The 20,359-nt window shown below is 71.0% G+C and carries 16 protein-coding genes; 7 read left to right on the top strand and 9 right to left on the bottom strand.

What is annotated here, in order from left to right; genetic code table 11:
* Positions 1–126 precede the first annotated feature (126 nt).
* Entirely contained in the window at positions 127–765 is a 639-nt protein-coding gene (locus tag FYC51_RS08575) for a TetR/AcrR family transcriptional regulator (RefSeq protein ID WP_148733159.1), read from the bottom strand.
* Positions 766–985: 220 nt separating this feature from the next.
* Between FYC51_RS08575 and FYC51_RS08570 the strand changes: the two genes are divergently transcribed.
* From FYC51_RS08570 to FYC51_RS08545, 6 genes are all read left to right on the top strand, one after another.
* Positions 986–3,604, top strand: coding sequence for a beta-glucosidase (locus FYC51_RS08570; protein WP_238476271.1), 2,619 nt, complete (start codon positions 986–988; stop codon positions 3,602–3,604).
* Positions 3,605–3,663: 59 nt separating this feature from the next.
* Positions 3,664–5,325, top strand: a complete 1,662-nt coding sequence (locus FYC51_RS08565; RefSeq protein ID WP_238476270.1) for an ABC transporter substrate-binding protein — start codon at positions 3,664–3,666, stop codon at positions 5,323–5,325.
* A 102-nt stretch (positions 5,326–5,427) separates the two neighbouring features.
* The gene (locus FYC51_RS08560; protein ID WP_148733157.1) at positions 5,428–6,492 is read left to right on the top strand and encodes an ABC transporter ATP-binding protein; all 1,065 of its coding nucleotides are present in this window, start codon (positions 5,428–5,430) and stop codon (positions 6,490–6,492) included.
* Positions 6,489–7,469, top strand: a complete 981-nt coding sequence (locus FYC51_RS08555) for an ABC transporter permease (protein WP_148733156.1) — start codon at positions 6,489–6,491, stop codon at positions 7,467–7,469. Before FYC51_RS08560 ends, FYC51_RS08555 begins: the two co-directional genes overlap by 4 nt.
* Position 7,470: 1 nt before the next feature.
* Positions 7,471–8,529, top strand: coding sequence for an ABC transporter permease (locus tag FYC51_RS08550; protein WP_148733155.1), 1,059 nt, complete (start codon positions 7,471–7,473; stop codon positions 8,527–8,529).
* A complete protein-coding gene (locus tag FYC51_RS08545) occupies positions 8,526–9,626 on the top strand; it encodes an ABC transporter ATP-binding protein (protein ID WP_187432552.1) in 1,101 nt (366 codons plus the stop codon). The genes FYC51_RS08550 and FYC51_RS08545 overlap by 4 nt, the downstream gene beginning before the upstream one ends.
* 182 nt (positions 9,627–9,808) lie before the next feature.
* Here FYC51_RS08545 and FYC51_RS19715 read toward each other — a convergent pair whose 3' ends face one another.
* Positions 9,809–10,510: a MarR family winged helix-turn-helix transcriptional regulator gene (locus FYC51_RS19715; protein WP_274379482.1), complete on the bottom strand. Its 702-nt coding sequence runs from the start codon at positions 10,508–10,510 to the stop codon at positions 9,809–9,811.
* Between the two features lie 98 nt (positions 10,511–10,608).
* On the opposite strand from FYC51_RS19715, the gene FYC51_RS08535 reads away from it, so the two are divergent.
* Entirely contained in the window at positions 10,609–11,355 is a 747-nt protein-coding gene (locus FYC51_RS08535; RefSeq protein WP_148733154.1) for a MarR family winged helix-turn-helix transcriptional regulator, read from the top strand.
* A gap of 69 nt (positions 11,356–11,424) precedes the next feature.
* Here the strand turns inward: FYC51_RS08535 and ubiG are convergent, their stop codons facing one another.
* From ubiG to FYC51_RS08500, 7 genes are all read right to left on the bottom strand, one after another.
* Positions 11,425–12,195 carry a bifunctional 2-polyprenyl-6-hydroxyphenol methylase/3-demethylubiquinol 3-O-methyltransferase UbiG gene (ubiG, locus tag FYC51_RS08530; RefSeq protein WP_148733153.1) on the bottom strand — a complete coding sequence of 257 codons (771 nt, stop codon included), beginning with the start codon at positions 12,193–12,195 and terminating at the stop codon, positions 11,425–11,427.
* 36 nt (positions 12,196–12,231) lie between these two features.
* The gene (locus tag FYC51_RS08525; RefSeq protein ID WP_148733152.1) at positions 12,232–12,834 is read right to left on the bottom strand and encodes a nucleoside deaminase; all 603 of its coding nucleotides are present in this window, start codon (positions 12,832–12,834) and stop codon (positions 12,232–12,234) included.
* Positions 12,835–12,845: 11 nt separating this feature from the next.
* Positions 12,846–16,040 carry an ExeM/NucH family extracellular endonuclease gene (locus FYC51_RS08520; RefSeq protein WP_148733151.1) on the bottom strand — a complete coding sequence of 1,065 codons (3,195 nt, stop codon included), beginning with the start codon at positions 16,038–16,040 and terminating at the stop codon, positions 12,846–12,848.
* A gap of 159 nt (positions 16,041–16,199) precedes the next feature.
* On the bottom strand, positions 16,200–17,000 hold the full coding sequence (locus FYC51_RS08515; RefSeq protein ID WP_148733150.1) for an ABC transporter permease: 801 nt from the start codon (positions 16,998–17,000) through the stop codon (positions 16,200–16,202).
* Between the two features lie 9 nt (positions 17,001–17,009).
* Positions 17,010–17,924: an ABC transporter permease gene (locus tag FYC51_RS08510; protein ID WP_148733149.1), complete on the bottom strand. Its 915-nt coding sequence runs from the start codon at positions 17,922–17,924 to the stop codon at positions 17,010–17,012.
* An 87-nt stretch (positions 17,925–18,011) separates the two neighbouring features.
* Positions 18,012–19,190 (bottom strand): ABC transporter substrate-binding protein, encoded by a 1,179-nt coding sequence (locus tag FYC51_RS08505; RefSeq protein WP_148733148.1) that lies wholly within the window; start codon positions 19,188–19,190, stop codon positions 18,012–18,014.
* Positions 19,191–19,275: 85 nt separating this feature from the next.
* The gene (locus FYC51_RS08500; protein ID WP_148733147.1) at positions 19,276–20,325 is read right to left on the bottom strand and encodes an ABC transporter ATP-binding protein; all 1,050 of its coding nucleotides are present in this window, start codon (positions 20,323–20,325) and stop codon (positions 19,276–19,278) included.
* Positions 20,326–20,359: the final 34 nt, after the last annotated feature.

The following is a 20,359-nucleotide window of genomic DNA, read 5'->3' as shown; positions in this document are numbered from 1 at the left end:
GCGCCGGGCGGCGCCACGTCTCGGGTTGGATGACATCACGGATTCAGGCACTCGACGCGCATTCAGGCCGGAATCGCACGTCCGTGCCTGAGAGGGCGACGAAGGCCTGAATCGGGCGCGAGCGCGTCAGCCGCGCTTCAGGCGATCGACGAGTTCGTCGATGGTGCGGCTCAGGATGCGCGGCATGTCGATCGCCTCGGGCTCGAGCAGCCACTGCACCTGCAGGCCGTCCATGATCGCGATGAGGGCGGATGCCGCGTCGTCGAGCTCCTGCTGGTCGGTGTTCCCCGACACCTCGCCGAGCACGCCCGCGATCTTCGCCCGGAGCACGTGGAACCGCCCCTGGAAGTAGTCGTGGGCCGGATGCCCGTCGGTGACCGACTCGCCCGAGAGCACCGAGTACGCCTGCACGACGCCGCGCCGGTGCGTGTTCTCCTCGACCGTGTCGACGAGGTGCTGCAGGAACGCGGGGCCCTCGGTCTGCGCCCGCGCGGGGACGCCGGCGACCTCCTCGCCGTCGCGGTACTTCAGCATCGCGACGAGCAGGCCCTCCTTGCTGCCGAAGTGATGCAGGACGCCGGCGTGGGTCATCCCCGCCTGCTCGGCCACCTCCACGAGCGCGCCCTTGTTGTAGCCCCGCGCGCCGAAGACGTTCATCGCCGCCTTCAGCACCGCCTCGCGACGCTCGGTCGTGCGGGCCTGCGGGCGCTGCACGCGCTCGGCGGCGGGCCGGCTGCGCGTCTCGTCTCGCGCTGTCTCCACCACGGTGTTTCCCTTCCTGTGCGGCTCGTCGCCGCGGCATCCGCTGCACTGCCGGAGGCGCCGACGAGGCTCGCGAGTCGAGTGCAGCACTCGTGACGCGGCCCCGGAACGGGCCCGGGCACGCCGTTACCGAACTGTGACTCTTCCAAACTTACTTACAAGTCAGTAAGTGTGCCAGCATGTCCTTCGTCACTCAACGACGAGCTGTGAATGGAGTATAGGCGTGACCCCAACGACCGCCACCGGCGCCCTCGACGAGAGCGGAGCCCGCTCCGGCACCGAGACGATCGCGCCGGGCCCGGGCTTCGACGCCGCGGCCGTCGCCGCCTCGCTCCCCCTCGACGAGAAGGTGGCCCTGCTCACGGGCGCCGCGACCTGGACGCTCCGCGAGATCCCCGCGATCGGCCTGCGCACCATGACGGTCTCCGACGGCCCGATCGGCGTGCGCGGCACGGGCGACGACGGGCTGCCCTCGGCGCAGCTGCCGGCGCCGTCGGCGACCGCCGCCACGTGGGACGTCGACCTGCAGGCCCGCCTCGGAGCGCTCATGGCGGCCGAGGCGCGGCGCAAGGCGGTCGACGTGATCCTCGCCCCCGTCGTGAACCTGCAGCGCAGCCCCGTCGGCGGCCGGCACTTCGAGTGCCTCGCCGAGGACCCGCTGCTCACCGCGCGCCTCGCCGTCGCCTTCGTCGGCGCGATCCAGGAGCAGGGCGTCGCGGCGTGCGTCAAGCACTTCGTCGGCAACGAGACCGAGACCGACCGCACCGAGTACCTCTCCCGCATCGACGAGCGAACCCTGCGAGAGGTCTACCTCGCCCCGTTCGAGGCCGTGGTCGACGCCGGCATCTGGACGATCATGGCCGCCTACAACGGCCTCGCCCGCGACGGCGTCGACGCCACCGCGACCGCGCACGGGCCGCTGCTGAACGGCATCCTCAAGGACGAGTGGGCCTTCGACGGCATCGTCGTGAGCGACTGGCTCGCCACCAAGACCGCCGTCGAGCCGGCGCTCGGCGGGCTCGACCTCGTGATGCCCGGGCCCGGCGGCCCGTGGGCCGAAGGACTCCTCGACGCGGTGCGCGACGGACGCGTGCCCGAGTCGGCGATCGACGACAAGGTCGCGCGCATCCTGCGCCTCGCCGAGCGGGTCGGCGCGCTCAGCGGCCTCGCCGGCCACCTGCTGCCGTACGACGCGAGCGGCGCGACCGAGGACCCGGCGTCCGACGAGGTCGCCGCACTCCTCACCGAGGCTGCGGCCCGATCGACCGTCGTGCTGCGCAACGAGGGCGGCCTGCTCCCGGTCGCGACCGGCGCCGACGGCCCGCGACGCATCGCGCTCATCGGCCACAACGCGGTCGTGCCGTTCACCCAGGGCGGCGGCAGTGCGTTCGTCACCCCGCCGCACGTGAGCGCGCCGATCGACGCGCTGCGCGACGCGCTCCCTCATGCCGAGGTCGCCCTGGACCGCGGCGGGGCCGCGACGGTCGGCGCCCCGCTCGCCCCGGGCGAGCTCCTGACCACACCCGACGGCGAGCCGGGCATCCGCATCGACCTCCTCGACGCCGACGGCGTCGTGCGCGAGTCGCTGCAGGTTCCGGATGCCGCGAGCCTCTGGTTCCCCGTGCACGACGCCGGCGTGGCATCCGCTCGGCTCACCACCGACGTCGAGCTGCGCGCGGCCGGCCGGCACGTGATCGAGCTCGCGCCCGTGGGCGCGCACCGCGTCACGGTCGACGGAACCCTGCGTGCGGCGTCGGACGAGCCCGTGGGCGTCGAGGTCGTGCTGAACTCCAGCTACGCGAACCCGCCGAGCGTCGAGGCCGTGGTGGAGGTCGACGCTCCCCGCCTCGCGCGGGTCGAGGTCGACGCGCAGGTCGTCGACGGCGAGTCGTACGGGCGCTTCGTGCGCGTGCACTTCCGCTACCGCGCGCCCGGCCTCACGATCGACGAGGAGCTCGACGCGGCCGTGGCCGCCGCCGCGGCATCCGATCTCGCGGTCGTCGTCGTCGGCACCAACCCCGAGACCGAGTCCGAGGGCTGGGACCGCCCCGACCTCGCGCTGCCCGCCCGGCAGAACGAGCTCGTGCGCCGCGTCGCCGCCGCCAACCCGCGCACGGTCGTGGTCGTGAACGCGGGCGCACCCGTGATCCTGCCGTGGCTCGACGAGGTGCCCGCGGTGCTCTGGTGGTGGCTGCCCGGCCAGGAGGCCGGCACGTCGCTCGCCGCCGTGCTCACGGGCGCGATCGAGCCGAGCGGCCGCCTGCCGTGGACCCTCCCCGCCCGCGAGGAGGACGTGCCCGTGCCGCACGGCATCCCCGTCGACGGCGTCATCGAGTACACGGAGCGACTCGACGTGGGCCACCGCGGCTGGGACCGGCTCGGCCGCACGCCCGCCCGTGAGTTCGGGTTCGGGCTCGGGTACGCCGCGTGGGAGTACCGGTCGGTCGAGCTCGTCGACGCGGCATCCGTCGACGCGACCGACGCACACGTGAACGCAGCCGGCACCCCCGCGGACCCGCGTCCCGCCGTCGTCGTGCGCGTCACGATCGCGAACACCGGCGCCCGCGACGGGCGCGAGGTCGTGCAGTGCTACCTCGCCGCCGACCCGGCCGACGCGGCATCCGACCCCGACCGTCCGCTGCGCTGGCTCGCCGGCTTCGCGGTCGTCGACGTCGCCGCGGGCGGCACCGCCACCGTGGACCTGCCCATCGACCGGCGCGCGTTCGAGACGTGGTCGACGGATGCCGCGCGCTTCACCCTCCGGCCCGGCGCGTACCGCGCGCACGTCGGCCGGTCCTCCCGAGACCTCCGCCTCGAGATCGACGTCCCGATCCGCGGCTGAGCACCACGCAACACGCATCACCACACGCACGAACAACAGAAATGCAAGGAGGCATGGAAATGCGAAAGAGCATCCTCGCCGCCGGCGCCATCGTGGTCGCCGCCGGCCTGGCGTTCACCGGGTGCAGTGCCGGCGGTGGCGGGGGCGGTGACTCGAGCAACAAGGTGCTGACGATCGGCATGCCGAACGGCCCGCAGGCGCCGAACCAGAACCCGCTCGCCACCGGCTCGGCCTCGCTCTCGCTGGGCTACGCGTACGTCGTGTACGAGTCGCTCATGCAGATCAACGAGCTGCACCCGACCGACGAGCCCACCCCGTGGCTCGCCGAGTCGGTCGAGTGGAACGACGACTCGACGCAGGCGATCATCACCGCGCGCGACGGCGTGAAGTGGTCGGACGGCGAGGACTTCACCGCCGACGACATCGCGTACTCGATCCAGCTGCGCAAGGACACCCCCGAGCTGAACATCGACTTCCCCGACCAGTACGGCGACATCTCGGTCGACGGCAACCAGGTCACGGTCGACTTCACGACCTCGCAGTACGTGAACCGCGACAAGCTCTACAAGCTGCTCATCGTGCCCGAGCACATCTGGGCCGACGTCGACCCGGTGCAGTTCACCGACGACGAGATGATCGGCACCGGGCCGTACCTGCTCGACCAGTTCACGCCGCAGTCGGTCACGATGAAGCCGAACCCCGGCTACTGGGGCGGCCAGCCGAAGGTCGGCACGCTGCGCTACGACACGTTCAACGACAACAACGGCCTCACCACGGCGCTCACCACCGGCGAGGCGCAGTGGGGCTGGACGTTCATCCCCGACTACGAGAACACGTTCATCGCCAAGGACCCCGAGCACTTCCACCAGGTGGCGGGCGGCGGCTTCGGCGTCGACGTGCTGTACCTCAACAACGAGACGAAGCCGTTCGACGACCCCGCGTTCCGCCAGGCGCTGAACCTCGTCGTGGACCGGGCCGAGATCTCCGAGAAGGCCGGCTACGGCGTGTGGCCGCAGATCTCGAACGTCACCGGCCTGCCGCAGCCCTCGGGCGACGCCTACATCGCACCCGAGTTCGACGGCGCCGAGCTCGAGGTCGACGTCGACGGGGCGAAGCAGCTCCTCACCGACGCCGGCTACACCTGGGACGCGTCGGACAAGCTCGTCGACCCCGACGGCACGGCCGTGACCTTCACGCTCACCAACCCCGCGGGCTGGAGCGACTACCTCTCGGCGCTCGACATCATCAAGGCCGGCGCCGAGGAGCTCGGCGCCACCGCGACCGTCGAGCCGGCCGTGCAGGACACGTGGTTCAACGACATCATCCCCTTCGGCAACTTCCAGGCGACCCTGCACTGGACCGACGGCGGCTCGACGCCGTGGAACCTCTACTCGAACATCATGGACGGCGCGTCCTACGTGCCGCTCGGCGAGACCGCGAACTGGAACTTCGGCCGCTACCAGAACGACGCGGTCACCCAGGCGCTCGCGGCCTTCAAGGGCGCATCGGATGACGCGACCCGCGCCGAGGCGATGCAGGTGATCCAGGACGCGTTCGTGAACGACGCCCCCGGCCTGGTGATCTGGTCGCGCCCCGCCGTGGCACAGTACTCCACGGTGAACTACACGGGCTTCCCCTCGGAGGACGACCCCTACGCGAACCCGCAGCCCACGGGTCCGCAGGCGGCGCTCATCCTCTCGAAGCTGGAGCCCACGAAGTAGCGGAGGTGCGGTGCGGCGGATGCCTCCCCGAATCCGCCGCACCGCACCCGGCCGCTCCCCGGCCCGCCGAGGCCAGAACCGACCCGAACCCCGGTGAGTGAGATGAGCAACGAAGCCCACGAACCCGAATCCCCCGTGCTGCAGGCGGTGCGCCTCAGCAAGCACTTCCCCGTCCGCGGCATCCGATCGAAGGACGTCGTGCACGCCGTCGACGACGTCGACCTCGAGCTGCACCGCGGCCGCGTCGTCGCCCTCGTGGGCGAGTCGGGCTCGGGCAAGTCGACCATCGCCCGCCTGCTCGCGCAGCTCATGCCCCCGACATCGGGCACGATCCTGTTGCACGGGTCGGATGCCACGGCGAGGGGGCGCCGCGCGTTCCGCCGATACGTCGGACGCGTGCAGATGATCTTCCAGGACCCGTTCGGGTCGCTGAACCCCGTGCACACCGTGCGCTACACGCTCACCCGCAGCCTGCGCATCCACCGCGGGCGACTCCGCGGCCACGAGCTCGAGGCCGCGCTCGACGAGCTCCTCGACCGCGTGCAGCTCCGCCCGACCGAGCGCTATGTCGACAAGTACCCGCACGAGCTCTCGGGCGGCCAGCGGCAGCGCGTCGCGATCGCCCGCGCCCTCGCCGCGAACCCCGAGGTGCTGCTCGCCGACGAGCCGATCTCGATGCTCGACGTGTCGATCCGCCTCGGCATCCTCAACCTCCTCAAGGACCTCCGCGACCGGCTGCGCATCGCCATCCTCTACATCACGCACGACATCGCCTCGGCGCGGTACTTCGCGGACCGCACGATGGTGATGTACGCCGGACGCGTCGTCGAGACCGGCGACAGCGAGTCCGTCACGCAGGATCCGAGGCATCCGTACACGCAGCTCCTCATCCGGTCGGCGCCCGACCCCGACGACCTCGAGGCGCGCGCCCACGGCGCCCGCGGCGAGGCGCCGAGCCTCGTGCGTCCACCGAGCGGATGCCGCTTCAACCCGCGCTGCCCGTTCGCCACCGACCTCTGCCGCGCCGAGGTGCCCCCGCTCGAGACGGTCGGCGAGGGCCGGAAGGCCGCCTGCTGGGGCTACTCCGACCGCGACGGCCGCCCAGAGCTCGGCTCGGTGCTCGAGGCCTTCGGCGAGCGCCCGACCGTCGAGGAGCCCGTCGCATGAGGTTCATCGGCCGTCGCCTCGTCTTCTACGTGATCACCCTCTGGGCCGCGGTCACGATCAACTTCTTCATCCCGCGGCTCATGCCCGGCGACCCGGTCAAGGCGCTCATCGCGAAGAACCAGGGCCGCATCTCGACCGACGCGATGGACTCGCTCTACGCGCTGTTCGGGCTCGACGAGCAGGTGCCGCTCTGGCAGCAGTACCTCGACTACTGGAAGACCCTCCTCAGCGGCGACCTCGGCACCTCGTTCGCCTACTTCCCGACCCCGGTGAGCGACCTCATCAACCAGGCGCTGCCGTGGACCGTCGGCCTCGTGGGCGTCGCGACGATCATCAGCTTCCTCATCGGCACGCTCATCGGCACCGGCATCGGCTGGCGCCGCGGCACCTGGGCGGACTCGCTGCTGCCGATCTCCACGTTCTTCTCGGCCGTGCCGTACTTCTGGCTCGCGCTCATCGCGATCTTCGTCTTCTCGGTCACGCTCGGCTGGTTCCCCGCGAGCGGCAGCTACGACCGGTCGCTCGTGCCGGGATGGTCGTGGGAGTTCGTCGGCTCGGTCATCTACTACGGCACGCTGCCCGCGCTCACCATCGTGATCTCGTCGATCGCCGGCTGGATCCTCGGCATGCGGAACATGGTCGTGACCGTGTCGTCGGAGGACTACGTGACCGTCGCGCAGGCGAAGGGCCTCTCCGAGCGGGCGGTGCGCACCGGCTACGCCGCGCGCAACGCCGTGCTGCCCCAGGTGTCGAGCTTCGCGCTGTCGCTCGGCTTCATCGTGGGCGGCACGCTCATCATGGAGATGGTCTTCAGCTACCAGGGCATCGGCTTCATGCTCTTCAACGCCGTGAACGCCAAGGACTACCCGCTCATGCAGGGCTGCTTCCTCGTCATCACGCTGGCCGTGCTGGTGGCGAACATCCTCGCCGACTTCGTCTACGCCGCGCTCGACCCCCGCACCCGGCAGGAGGGCTGACATGACCGTCGACATCACGCTCATCGAGGAGGACCAGGTCACCGGTCCGTCGGGCGCACCCGTGACCGGCGTCATGCCGTCGGTGCCCCGCCGTCGGCGACGGCCCGGCCGGTTCGTGTTCCTGCGCAACTCGAAGGCCGTCACGGGGCTGGTCATCCTCGGGTTCTTCACGCTCATCGCGATCATCGGCCCGTGGATCGCGCCCTACGACCCGAGCGCGCAGAGCGACGACATCCTGCAGCCCCCGTCGTGGGAGCACTGGGTGGGCACGACCCACCTCGGGCAGGACGTGTTCTCGCAGCTCATCGTGGGCACGCGCGGCGTCATGGTCGTGGGCTTCGTCGCCGGCATCCTCGCGACGTTCATCGGCGTCGTGGTCGGCGTGACCGCGGGCTTCATCGGCGGCCTCGGCGACGAGTCGCTCTCGGCGCTGTCGAACATCTTCCTGGTGATCCCGCAGCTGCCGCTCATCATCATCATCGCCGGGCAGCTGCCGAGCGCCGGCGGGCTCACGGTGGCCATCGTCATCGCGGTGACCGGCTGGGCGTGGGGCGCCCGCGTGCTGCGGGCGCAGACGCTCTCGCTGCGCAAGCGAGACTTCGTCGAGGCGGCACGGGCCAACGGCGAGCGCACGTGGCGCATCGTCATGGCCGAGATCCTGCCGAACCTCACGGCCATCATCGCGTCGGGCTTCGTCGGCACGGTCACGTTCGCCGTGCTGTCGCTCATCACGCTCGCCTTCATCGGCATCGGCTCGGGCGGCGAGTGGAACTGGGGCACGATCCTGTTCTGGGCGCAGAGCCAGCTCGCGCTGCAGCGCGGCGCGTGGTGGTGGTTCATCCCCGCCGGGCTCTGCATCGCGCTGCTCGGCATGGCGCTCACGCTCATCAACTTCGGCATCGACGAGTTCGTCAACCCGCGCCTGCGCTCCACCGGCCTGCACGCCCGCACGCTGCGCAAGCGCGGCATCCGGCCCCGCATCGGGTTCACGCCGGTCGTGCACCGTGCGCCCTCGGTCTCCGCGAAGGCCGGCACATCCGCGAAGGAGGACCGCGCATGACGCTCACCAGCCCCGCCGGGCGCGGGGGCGCCCTCGCGCCCGTGAAGGATCCCGTGCTCGAGATCCGCAACCTCTCGGTCGACTACGGCTACGACGCCGACCCGGTGCACGTGCTGCGCGACGTGTCGCTCACGCTCGGGCGCGGCGAAGTGCTCGGGCTCGCGGGCGAGTCGGGCTGCGGCAAGTCCACGCTCGCCTACGCGGCGACGCGGCTGCTGCCGCCGCCCGGACTCATCACCGGCGGCGAGGTGCTCTTCACCGACCGCGACGGCACGACCACCGACATCCTGCGGCTGAACGACACCCAGCTGCGCGCGTCACGGTGGCAGGACCTCGCGATCGTGTTCCAGGGCGCGATGAACTCGCTCAACCCGGTCTTCCGCATCGGGCGGCAGATCGCCGACGGCATCCGCGCCCACCGACCCGACGTGTCCCAGCAGGAGGCGCTCGAGCGCTCGGCCGAGCTGCTCCAGCTCGTCGGCATCTCGCCCGACCGACTGCGGTCCTACCCGCACCAGCTCTCGGGCGGCATGCGCCAGCGCGTCATGATCGCGATGGCGCTCGCGCTCGACCCGCAGGTGCTCATCATGGACGAGCCCACGACCGCCCTCGACGTGGTGATGCAGCGGCAGATCGTCGAGCAGATCGCGGAGCTGCGCGAGCGCCTCGGGTTCTCGGTGATCTTCATCACGCACGACGTGTCGCTGCTCATCGAGATCGCCGACCGCATCGCGATCATGTACGCCGGCGAGATCGTCGAGGACGCGCCCGCGCTCGACATCTACCACCGCCCGCGGCATCCGTACTCGTCGGCGCTGCTGCACTCGTTCCCCCCGCTGCGCGGGCCGCGGCGGGAGCTGTCGGGCATCCCGGGCTCGCCGCCCGACCTCGCGCGCCTCGGCGCCGGATGCCCCTTCCGCGACCGGTGCGCGTTCGCGTTCGACGCCTGCGCGACCGTCGATCCCGGGCTCACGATCCCCGACGTCGCCGGCGACGACCCGCGCCGCGCGGTCGCCTGCCTGCGGCACGACGCGGCCGCGGTGCGCGCCGCCGGGTTCGAGCCGCAGCCCGTGCCCGTGGAGCTGTCGCTGCGCTGACTCGCGCGCGGCATCCGGTCGCCCGACCACCCGCGCGTCCACACCCACCCCCTCACCCGCGCACCCATCCGCCCACCCCGGATTCAGGCGATCGGGCGCGATTCAGGCGGGAATGCGCGGAAACAGCCTGAACTGCGAGCGATCGCCTGAATCGCGACCGAGGGCGACGGATGCCGCGGCGGTCAGCCGTGGGTGCGGCCCCAGGCCTCGGCGAAGCGGGTGAGGAGCCGGGCGAACGCGGCGCGGTCGTCGGCGGAGAAGTCGGAGAGGGCGCGCTCGATCGACGCACGGCGGTGGTCGAGCACCGCCGAGAGCGCGGTGCGTCCGGCGTCGGTGATCACGAGGATGCTGCGGCGTGCGTCGTTCGGGTCGACCTCCCGCCGCACGTACCCGGCATCCACCGCGGCCTGCACGAGCCGGCTCGCGCGCGGCTGGTCGACGCCGACCGCGGCGGCGAGGTCGCCGACCGAGCTGGGGCCGCGGTGCGACAGCACCATGAGCAGGCGCATCGCCGCGTGACCGCCGCGGCCCCCGGGTCCGCCGTGCCGCACCGGACCGCCGTGGTCGTGGTGCGCGTGCGAACCGAACGGGCCGTCGTGCCCCTCATGGCCGCCGGGCCTGCCGCCCCAGTGGCCGGAACCGCGTCCGAACGGACCCGGACCGAACCCGGGACCGCCGGGTCCGCCGGGTCCGCCAGGTCCGAAGGGTCCGGGCCCCCAGGGACCACCGGGTCCGCGTCCGCGGAACGCGCCGAGCGCCGCCTCGATCGCGGCGACCGGGTCGGTCGACGGATCATCCGCGCCGCCGGCGCCGGGTCCGTCAGATCCTGCGGCGCCGCCCGAACCTGAGGATCCGCCGAGTCCGCCTTGACGACCTGCGCTCATACATGTCATCCTACATATACATGTCACATGACATACAACATCGAATGGACGCGCATCGCGCGCCGGGCGCCCACGTGGCGCACCGAGGAAGGAACACCATGACCACCGATCAGATCAACCCCGATCAGCCCGACCGCCCCGACGAGGAGCCCACCGCGGCATCCGCCGGCACCGACCGCCCCTTCGGCTTCTGGCTGAAGGTCGTCGACCGTCGCCTCGCCGAGGAGATGGAGACGCTCTTCGCCGCCGATGGCATCACGCGCCGCGATTGGCGACTGCTCAACCTGCTCGCCGATTCGGCGATGGACGAGCGGCTCGCCGAGCGGCTCCGCGCCAAGCCCCACGCGCTGCACCACCTGGCGGAGCGCGGCTGGGTCGAGGGCGCACCGCCCGCGCTCACCGACTCCGGACGTGAGGCGCTCGCGCGCCTCGAGGAGCAGGTGCGCACCCTGCGCGAGCGCATCGCCGGAGCGGTGCCCGCCGAGGACTTCGCGACCACGCTGCGGACCCTCGAGGCCGTGGCCCGCGAGCTCGGCTGGGACGAGTCGCAGCCCATGCCCCGCGGCAAGCGCGGCGGACGCCGGCACGGCTGGGGCCACCGGCACGGCTTCGGACGTCGCTTCGGCTTCCCGCACGGCTTCGATCCCGAGGCAGCGCAGGGCTACGGCCCGCGTCCGGGCTTCGGCCCCCGCCCCGGCTTCGGCGGCCACCCGGGCCACGCCGGCCACCACGGTCACGCCGGCCACCAGGACGTGCACGTCCACGTGCACGTGCACGACGACCGGAAGGGCAAGGGCAAGGGCCACGGCCGCGGTCACCACGGCCGGCCGCACCCCGAGGCCTGACGCCGCCCGAGGGCGGACCCCTGATCCGGAGCCGGGAGCACTCGACGAGTCGCTCCCGGCTCCGTCGTCTCATCCGCGGCGAACGGCGAAGCCCATGTACGACAGGGCGAGCGACTCCACGCGACCGAAGTCGAGCCGCCGGCTGAGCTCCCCGTAGCCGATCCGCCCCCGGCGCCCCGCGCGCAGCGCCCCGACGATGGTCGGCCACGGCGCGCGGGGCGCCAGTCCGGCCATTTCTCCGAGCTCCAGCCCGTGCCCGTCGAGCGTCGCCTCGAGCTCCGCCGGCGTGATGAACATCGACCACTCGTGGATCGACGTGTCCACGATGCGCGTGAGGCGCCACTCCTGCATGGCCCTGATCGCGAGCAGCCTGCTGCGACGCGTGCGGTTGATCGTGTCGAACAGGTACAGCCCCCCTGGCCGGAGCACGCGCGCGGTTTCGGCGATCACGCGATCGAGGTCGCGCACGTGCTCGAGCACGTCGCAGCAGGTGACGAGGTCGAACGCGGCATCCGGGAACGGCAGCTCCTCGCCGGCGCCGACGATGTACTCGATCGCCAGCCCGCCCTGCATCGCGTGCACCCGGGCCGTCTCGATGGCGACCGACGACGGATCGATGCCCGTCGCCGTGAAGCCCAGGCCGGCCAGCTCCTCGGTGATGAAGCCGGCGCCGCATCCGATGTCGAGCGCCCGCCCGCCGTCGACACCGCGACGCGCGAGCACGTCGCGGAAGTACGCCATGCGCCCCGGCGTGCAGCTGCCATGCAGCATGTTCAGCGGGTTGTCCTCGTCCCACCATCCCGCCCCGAGGCGGTCGTAGACCTCGTTGTCGATCGGCACCCGATCCCGCCCTCGCTGCGGCGTGCGGCAGCCTGACTAGACCCCGCCGGCCCCGCGCGCGTTGTAGACGACGGCGTCCGAAGCGCCGAACGCGCGGAACACCTCGATCGCATCGTCGTGCCCCTCGCCGACCGACACGCGGATGCCGCGCCGCTCGAACTCCCCGATCCAGTCGTCGGGCATCGGCCCCTCGTCGAACCCGGTGAGCTCGTCGACCTCCGAACCCTCACCGGCGATGAGCAGCGATCGTACGCCCGACCACATCGTCGCGCCGTAGCACATGACGCACGGCCGCCAGTTGACGACGAGTTCGAGGTCGGCGTCGTCGGCCCCGAGATCCCAGCGTCCGAGCCGCTGCTGCGCGAGGCTCAGCGCCATGACCTCGGCGTGCAGCGAGCTGAGGCCCGAGGCGAGCACCACGTTGACGCCGACCGACACGAGGGCACCGGATGCCGCGTCGACGACGATCGCGGCGAACGGGCCGCCGTTGCCCGCCCGCCAGTTCTGGTCGGCGAGGCGGTTGGCGAGCGCCATCCGCTCGGCCTCGGTCTCGAGCGGGCCGTTCGCGGCGAGGGCCGGCAGTTCCTCGACCAGCCACGCGGGCAGCGACGCCCGGAACTCACTCGCGACGCTGTCCATGTCCCGTCACCTCACGGTGCCACGCGGATGGTGACCGTCTGGGTCGTGGCGTTGCCCGAGTCGTCGGTCGCTTCGAACGTTACCGCGTAGGTCGCCCCCTGGCGAGCGAGCACCTCGACCGTCGTGTCGGAGAGCTTGCGGATCTCGGCCTTGTGGCCGGTGGCCTCGACGCCCACGATCTCCACCGTGACGTCGGCGTCCACGTTGTCGGTCGCCACGACGTCGAACGTGATCGAGCGCCACCTGGTGTCGGGCGGGAAGACCACGTCTTCGGAGGCGGTCACGTCGAGCTCGGGTGCGATGACGTCGAGGTCGAGCCCCACGATCACGGGATCGTGGTCGCTCGACCGCCACTCGTCAGGGGCGAAGAGCGCGTCCTGCGCCGCCTTCTTGAACGTCATGTCGTAGTCGATCAGGCTCGGCTCGTCGGAGTTGATGTGCCACGGCTCGGCGCCCGTGACGCGGTCGACGATTCCGGTGCCGCCGAGCGCGTAGTCGAGGTACCCGAGCTGGCCGTCGAACACGTAGGAGTACGCGTCCTCGCCCTGGAACTCGTGCACGAGGTCGGTGTACCCGGCCGCGCGGAACGCGTCGATCGGGTCCTCCTGGTCGTAGGAGTTCAGGTCGCCCATGATGAGTTCGTTGCCGGCTCCCTGGCCCGTCGGGTCTCCCGCCAGCCACTCCGAGAGCGCCACCGCGGCCTTCGTACGGGTGAGGTTGCAGTTGCCCGCACCGTCCTCCTCGTCGGGGTCGCCCACCGCGTCGCAGTCGGAGCCCTTCGACTTGAGGTGGTTCACCACCACCGTCACCTCGCCGCCGGCCTGGAGGTCGGTGAACGTCTGCGCCAGCGCCGGACGGTTGAAGTCGGTCTCGAAGTCGGGGTCGACCGACGAGTCGAGCACGGCGTGGTCGCCCACGGGCGCCACCTCGGACGGCTTGTAGATGAGCGCCGTCGTGATGACGTCGGTCCCCAGCTCGCCCGTCGAGATGAAGTCGTAGGTGCCCTCGCCCATCTCGTCGTTCAGCGCGTCGACCAGGGTGCCCACCGCGACGTCGCCGTTGTTCTCGATCTCGATGAGGCCGACGATGTCGGCGTCGATCGCGGCGATCGCCGAGACGATCTTCGCCTCCTGGCGGTCGAACTCGGCGGCGTCGTTCGCGCCGCGCGAGCCCAGCGTCGTGAAGTAGTTGAGCACGTTGAAGCTCGCGACCTTCGTCGTGCCGCCGACCTCGGGCACCGGGTTGGCGGCACGGGTGTTCACGGCCTGGTAGTCGGCACCCTGGGTGGGCTGCACGGCCCAGGTGTCGAAGCGGTAGTCGAGCACGCCGGTCGCGTTCGCGACGAGGTCGCCGCCGCGGAAGGAGTTCTCGAGCGAGAACGTCTCGCCGTTCGGGTGGATCGCCGGGTCGGGGTTCTCCTCGCTGCGGCCGTCGTCGAGCGTGATGCTGTCGAGCGCGTTCGCCGCAGCCAGGTCGATCGCGGGCTGTCCGGGCTCGACGACCGCGGTGGGCGTCATGTGGCGCTCGCTGCCGAGCGTGATCGTGCCGAAGCGGCCGTACTCGAAGAACTCGAGGATCGACAACGACTGCGGCAGCGTGACGCGCATGCCCTCGAACGGCTCGTAGACGTCGGGCGACGCCGCCGGCAGGGTGATCGCGGCGGGGGCGGGAAGCGGGGCACCGTGGTCGCAGATCGAGTTGGCGGTCGCCGTCACCTCGGTCATTCCGAAGAACTCGCTCACGGTGCCGGCGATGTGCACCACGTCGCCTGCGGTGACGTCGAGGCCGGTCGGAGCGTAGACGAAGATGCCGTCGGACGTCGCGGCGTTCCCGTCACCGGCATCCTGCAGGTAGTAGCCGTCGAAGCCGCCGACCTGGAAGTCGCCGGTCACGACGCCCTCGATCTCGACGGATGCACCGGCCACCGGCGACGCGGCGCCGGCGCCCTGCACGGAGCCGATCGTCACGACCGGGGCCGCGCAGTCGGCCGGAGGCAGCGGCACGACCACGACCGTGAGCGAGTTGCGGACGCCGGGAGTGTTCGCCGCCTCGCCGCTGACGAGCGTGCCGGTGTTGCCGGGGATGCCGGCCTTGTCGAAGTCGTTGCGCACCCAGTCGGCCGTCGAGTCGGTGTCGGCGCCGTCGGGGATGCGCGAGGCCGCGCCGACCGCGAAGGCGCCGCCGTCGTATGCAGCGGTGAGCACCGTGTTCCCGTAGGCCCGGTCGCTCCCGCCGCCGTCGTGGACCGCGACCGAGTCGACGATCGCAAGCCCGTCGACCGCATCGATCAGGCCGTCGTCGTCGGCGTCGAGGTCGTTCCCGAGCGCCCCCGCGAAGCCGGTGACGAGCAGCAGCGACATCGTGCCGTTCTCGAGGGCGTTGGCGGGAAGCCACGCGAGCGAGCGGCCCTCGTCGTCGGGGGCGCCGAATGCGATGACCTCGTCGACCACGCCGAGGGAGGTGCCGGCGTCGCCCTCGATCTCGAGGACGCGGACGCCGCTGAGGTCGGTGCCGGGCTCGGCGAGCAGCTCCACGTACTCGACGTCGGTGCCGGCGGTGGACGCGGAGAACTCGTTGATCACCGTCGGCTGCGGCCCCGCCTCGCCGCAGGTGTGCGATCCGAGCCCGTCGAACGTGTTCGAGGCGTAGCCGACCCATTCCGCGGCGGGGTCGAACGCGTTGGTCGGGTCGGTGTCGCCCGTGCACACGGTCTCTGCGCGGCGGAGCGTGTTGTCCTGGGTGGAGGTCAGGCCGGTTCCCCATTCGGCGCCGGGATCGACGCCGACCTGCCCGATCGAGTCGACCACGGTCGTGCCCTTCGAGAGGACGAGCGCGTCGTTGCCGTTCCACAGGCCGGCACCGCTCGTCTGGTCGGCCACCGCGAGGATCCCCGCTGCCGACGACGCGTGCGCGAAGACGAAGGCGTCCCCCGCCGCGAGGGTTCCCGTGAGCGCCACGCTGAGGCTGGCGGACGAGCTGCCGTTGGAGTACTGGCGGAGCGTGTACTGGCCGAGGTCCACGGATGCCCCGGTGGGGTTGTAGATCTCGATCGCCTTGTTGTTCGAGGAACCTTCGACGTACTCGCTGATGAGCACCTCGGTCGGGACCGCGGCCTCGGCCGCCGCCGCCGGAGCGGCGACCAGTCCGACGGCGAGCAGCGAAGCTGCGGCGACCATGACGGTGACAGAGCGGACGGACCGGATCATCGGAGCTCCCCAGCTTCATCGCGCGGGGTGCCCACTGCCCCCGAGACGTCGCCAGACTAGGCGACCGGATGCCGGCGGTGGAAGGGTCCCGAGGGTGAAGCGTCGGTGAACCGCGCCGATGTGCGCGGCGGCGCGGCATCCGTGCACATCTGAGCAGGCCTACCGACGCTGCTGCTCCGACCCCGACAGCCGCTGCGCGATGTAGATCGGCACGATCGACACGACCACGAGCACGACCGCGATCACCGACACGATCGGCGCCTGGTTGGGCCGGAACATGTTGTTCAGGATGAAGATCGGCAGCGTCGTCACGCCGGAGCCCGCGGTGAACGTCGTCACGATGATCTCGTCGAACGAGAGCGCGAAGGCGAGCAGGCCGCCCGCGAGGAGCGCCGACCGCAGCTGCGGGAACGTCACGAGCCGGAAGGTGGTCCAGACGCCGGCGCCGAGGTCGCTCGACGCCTCCTCGAGGTTGGTGCCCTGCCGGCGCAGGCGCGCGATGACGTTGTTGAACACGGTCACGATGCAGAACGTCGCGTGCGCGATGACCACCGTCCAGATCGACAGCGGGACGCCCATGATCGTGCGGAAGAAGTTGTTCAGCGCGATACCGGTGATGATGCCGGGCAGCGCGATCGGCAGGATCACGAGCAGGCTGATCGCGTCGCGGCCGAAGAACGAGAACCGCTGCAGCGCGAGCGAGATGAGCGTGCCGAGGATCAGCGAGATGACCGTCGCGATCGCGGCGATCTGCACGCTCGTCCAGACCGCCTCGACCGCGCCGGCGCTCTGGAAGGCGCGGCCCCACCACTCCAGCGTGAAGCCGGGCGGCGGCCAGGTCAGCGACGTCGAGGTCGAGAAGGAGTTCACGAGCACGACGAAGAGGGGCACGTAGACCACGAGGAGGATCAACGCGGTGACGACGGCGAGGATCGCGCGGGAGAGTCGTGAGAGTCGCATCCGTCGTCCCTAGAGGTTGTCGAGGGCGCCGGTGCGGCGCACGAGGAAGAGGTAGCCGAAGATGATCACGATCGGGATGAGCGCGATCGCCGACGCGAGCGGCAGGTTGTTCGCCGCGCCCACGTTCGTGTAGACGAGGTTTCCGAGCATCTGGCTCGCGCCGCCCACGATGTTCACCGTGATGTAGTCGCCGAGCGAGAGCGCGAAGCTGAAGATCGTGCCCGCGATGATGGCGGGGAAGATGAGCGGCAGCACGATGAGCCGCAGCGTCGGCCAGGTCTTGCCCCCGAGGTCGCCGGATGCCTCGAGCAGCGAGTCGGGCACCCGTTCGAGTCCCGCGTAGATCGGCAGGATCACGTAGGGCAGCCAGAGGTACGAGAGCGTGATGATCGTCGCCGGGAGCCCGTAGCCGGGCGTGTGCCCGCCGAACGGTGCGAGGAGCCACTCGAGGATGCCGTCCTGCGAGAGCACGGAGCGCCATGCGTACGCCTTGACGAGGTACGACGCCCAGAGCGGGGTCAGCACCATGATGACGAGCACGCGCTGCATCCGCGGCGAGGCGACCTTCGCCATGAAGAACGCGATGGGCAGCGCGAGCAGCACGTCGATGACCGTGACGAGCAGCGCGACGCCGAGGGTGCGCAGCGTCACGACCTGGTACAGCGAGCCGGTGACGACCTCGATGATGTTGTCGAGCGTGAACTCGGTCGTGATCTCGCCGGTGAAGCTGTCGACCGACCAGAACGCGGTGACGAGCAGCAGCGCGAGCGCCACGATGTAGACGACGACGAGCCAGAACAGCGGCGCGGTCAGCAGGAAGGCCAGTCGCGCCCTCGGATGGGTCGCGAGGAAGGCCGACCCCTTCCGCGCGACCGTGTCGCGGGGGGATCGGAGCGGTTGCCTCGTCGGGGCGTTCGTCGTCATGCGGCGTTCCTGTCGGACGGTCTTCCGTCGTGGATGGGGAGGAAGGGGCGGCCCGTTCGGGTCCGGGCCGCCCCGGTCATGCGGGCGTCAGCCCTTGATCTCCTGCCAGGCCTCGGTCCAGGCCGCGTAGTCGACGCACTGCACATCGGTGCGACCGTCGACGCAGTCCTCGATCGGGGTGGTCCAGTACCAGATCTGCGACGCGTAGTCGGCGTCACCGGCGTGGTAGGCCTCGCAGTCGTCGCGGTACTCGCAGGCCTCGTCGCTCGAGGGCGCCTCGCCGAAGTACGCGGTGGCCGTGGCGTTCGCCTCGGGGCTGGCGATGTAGTCGAGCCACGCGTACGCGCAGTTCGGGTTCTTCGCGTCCGACGAGATCATCCACGTGTCCGACCAGCCGGTCGCGCCCTCCTCGGGCAGCACGACGTCGGTCGTCGCGCCCTCGGACGCGAGCACGTTCTGGATGACCTGCCACGTCGTGCCGACCACCGAGTCGCCGGTCGTGAAGGCCTGGATCTCCTTGAGGTAGTCCGACCAGTACTCGCCGACGTGGGCGCGCTGCTCCTTCAGCAGGTCGACGGCGGCCTGGAACTGCTCCTCGTCGAGGGCGTAGGGGTTCTCGATGCCGAGCTCGGGCTGGTGCGCCATCAGGTACACCGCGGCATCCGCGATGTAGATGGGCGAGTCGTACGCCGTGACCTTGCCGGTGTAGTCGCCGGCCTTGTCGAACACGACGTCCCACGAGGTCGGCGCCTCGGGGAAGACCGTCGTGTTGTACATGAGCAGGTTCGCGCCGTAGCCGTGCGGCACGCCGTAGGGCACGCCGTCGACCGAGTTCCACTCCTTCTCCTTGAGGAAGTCGTAGATGTTGGCGTAGTTCGGGATGAGGTCGGTGTTCACGGGAGCCACGTCGCCCGCGGCGATGAGCCGCAGGGTCGCATCGCCCGAGGCCGACACCACGTCGTACTCGCCGGTCTTCATGAGGTTGACGGCCTCGTCGGAGGTGCCGAACGTCTTGACCGTCACCTCGCAGCCCGTGTCCTCCTCGAACGGCGTCACCCAGTCGACCTCGGGGTCGTTCGAGCCGTCTTCGACGTAGCCGGGCCACGCGAGGATCGAGACCTGGCCCTCCATCTCGCCGAGCTCCTCGGCGGCCTCGCCGCCTCCGGATCCGGACCCGCCGGACGTTCCACAGGCCGTGAGCAGTGCGACCGAGGCGATCGCGAGCCCCACGGTCGCGCCGCGAGCGGCGGTGCGCATTCGCATCATGGTTCTCTCCTTGTTCTGTGCAGTGCAGGTGGTGCGGTGATGTGCAGTTGCAGGTGCGGTGGGCTTGGTCCGGCCGGCGGATGCCTCAGCCGGAGATCCCGGGGAGCACGCCCGGTCCCAGCGGCACGACGTCGTCGTCGTGCCACGAGACGACCACCCGGTCGCCGCGCTCGTCGTCGTGGACGCGATCGCGGTCGTTCTGTTCGAGCACGCTGACGCGCGTGCCGTCGTCGAGGTCGACGACGAGGCGCACGCCGCTGCCGAGGTAGATGGCCTCGACGACGGTGCCCGCGACGTTCACGACGCCCGCGCCCTGCAGGCCGTCGCGGGTGACGGTCATCTTCTCGGGGCGGACCGAGTGGTGGCCGTCGCGGCCGAGGATCGTGCGCGAGCGCTCGTCGTCGAAGAGGTTGGAGGTGCCGACGAAGTCGGCCACGAAGCGGGACGTCGGCTGCTCGTAGAGCTCGGCGGGGGTGCCGAGCTGCTCGATGCGGCCTGCGTTGAACACCGCGATCCGATCGGAGAGCGTGAGCGCCTCCTCCTGGTCGTGGGTCACGAAGATGAACGTGATGCCGAGGTCGCGCTGGATCTGCTTGAGCTCGACCTGCATCTGCTCGCGGAGCTTGAGGTCGAGGGCGCCGAGCGGCTCGTCGAGCAGCAGCACCTTGGGCTCGACGACCGTGGCCCGGGCGAGCGCGACGCGCTGGCGCTGGCCGCCCGAGAGCTGCGAGGGCTTGCGGTCGGCCATCTGCTCGAGGCGCACCGACGCGAGGGCACGGCGGGCGCGCTCGTTGCGCTCCCTCCGGCCGATGCCGCGCACGCGCAGCCCGTAGGCCACGTTGTCGAGCACGTTCATGTGCGGGAACAGCGCGTAGTCCTGGAACACCGTGTTCACGTCGCGGTCGAACGGCGCGCGCTTGGTCACGTCGGTGCCGAACAGCTCGATCGTGCCCGAGGTGGGCTGCTCGAACCCGGCGATGAGCCGCAGCACGGTGGTCTTGCCCGAGCCCGACGGCCCGAGCATGGAGAAGAACTCGCCCGCCGCGATCTCGAGGTCGACGTGGTCGACGGCGGTGACGGCGCCGAACTCCTTGGTGAGTCCGGTGAGCCGGATGGCCGGCTGCTGGTCGGTCATGACGCTCTCCCCTTCGATGTGCGTTCGTCTAAAT

Source organism: Agromyces mariniharenae (genome assembly GCF_008122505.1).
GTDB lineage: Bacteria > Actinomycetota > Actinomycetes > Actinomycetales > Microbacteriaceae > Agromyces > Agromyces mariniharenae.
This window is presented reverse-complemented; position numbering and strand designations above follow the sequence as displayed.

What these genes read in the sequence shown, in the direction of transcription:
- FYC51_RS08565 (WP_238476270.1), top strand. Translation starts at nt 3,664, where the DNA reads ATGCGAAAGAGCATCCTCGCCGCCGGCGCCATCGTGGTCGCCGCCGGC.
- FYC51_RS08560 (WP_148733157.1), top strand. Translation starts at nt 5,428, where the DNA reads ATGAGCAACGAAGCCCACGAACCCGAATCCCCCGTGCTGCAGGCGGTG.
- FYC51_RS08555 (WP_148733156.1), top strand. Translation starts at nt 6,489, where the DNA reads ATGAGGTTCATCGGCCGTCGCCTCGTCTTCTACGTGATCACCCTCTGG.
- FYC51_RS08550 (WP_148733155.1), top strand. Translation starts at nt 7,471, where the DNA reads ATGACCGTCGACATCACGCTCATCGAGGAGGACCAGGTCACCGGTCCG.
- FYC51_RS08545 (WP_187432552.1), top strand. Translation starts at nt 8,526, where the DNA reads ATGACGCTCACCAGCCCCGCCGGGCGCGGGGGCGCCCTCGCGCCCGTG.
- FYC51_RS19715 (WP_274379482.1), bottom strand. Translation starts at nt 10,510, where the DNA reads ATGAGCGCAGGTCGTCAAGGCGGACTCGGCGGATCCTCAGGTTCGGGC.
- FYC51_RS08535 (WP_148733154.1), top strand. Translation starts at nt 10,609, where the DNA reads ATGACCACCGATCAGATCAACCCCGATCAGCCCGACCGCCCCGACGAG.
- FYC51_RS08525 (WP_148733152.1), bottom strand. Translation starts at nt 12,834, where the DNA reads ATGGACAGCGTCGCGAGTGAGTTCCGGGCGTCGCTGCCCGCGTGGCTG.
- FYC51_RS08520 (WP_148733151.1), bottom strand. Translation starts at nt 16,040, where the DNA reads ATGATCCGGTCCGTCCGCTCTGTCACCGTCATGGTCGCCGCAGCTTCG.
- FYC51_RS08515 (WP_148733150.1), bottom strand. Translation starts at nt 17,000, where the DNA reads ATGCGACTCTCACGACTCTCCCGCGCGATCCTCGCCGTCGTCACCGCG.
- FYC51_RS08510 (WP_148733149.1), bottom strand. Translation starts at nt 17,924, where the DNA reads ATGACGACGAACGCCCCGACGAGGCAACCGCTCCGATCCCCCCGCGAC.
- FYC51_RS08505 (WP_148733148.1), bottom strand. Translation starts at nt 19,190, where the DNA reads ATGATGCGAATGCGCACCGCCGCTCGCGGCGCGACCGTGGGGCTCGCG.
- FYC51_RS08500 (WP_148733147.1), bottom strand. Translation starts at nt 20,325, where the DNA reads ATGACCGACCAGCAGCCGGCCATCCGGCTCACCGGACTCACCAAGGAG.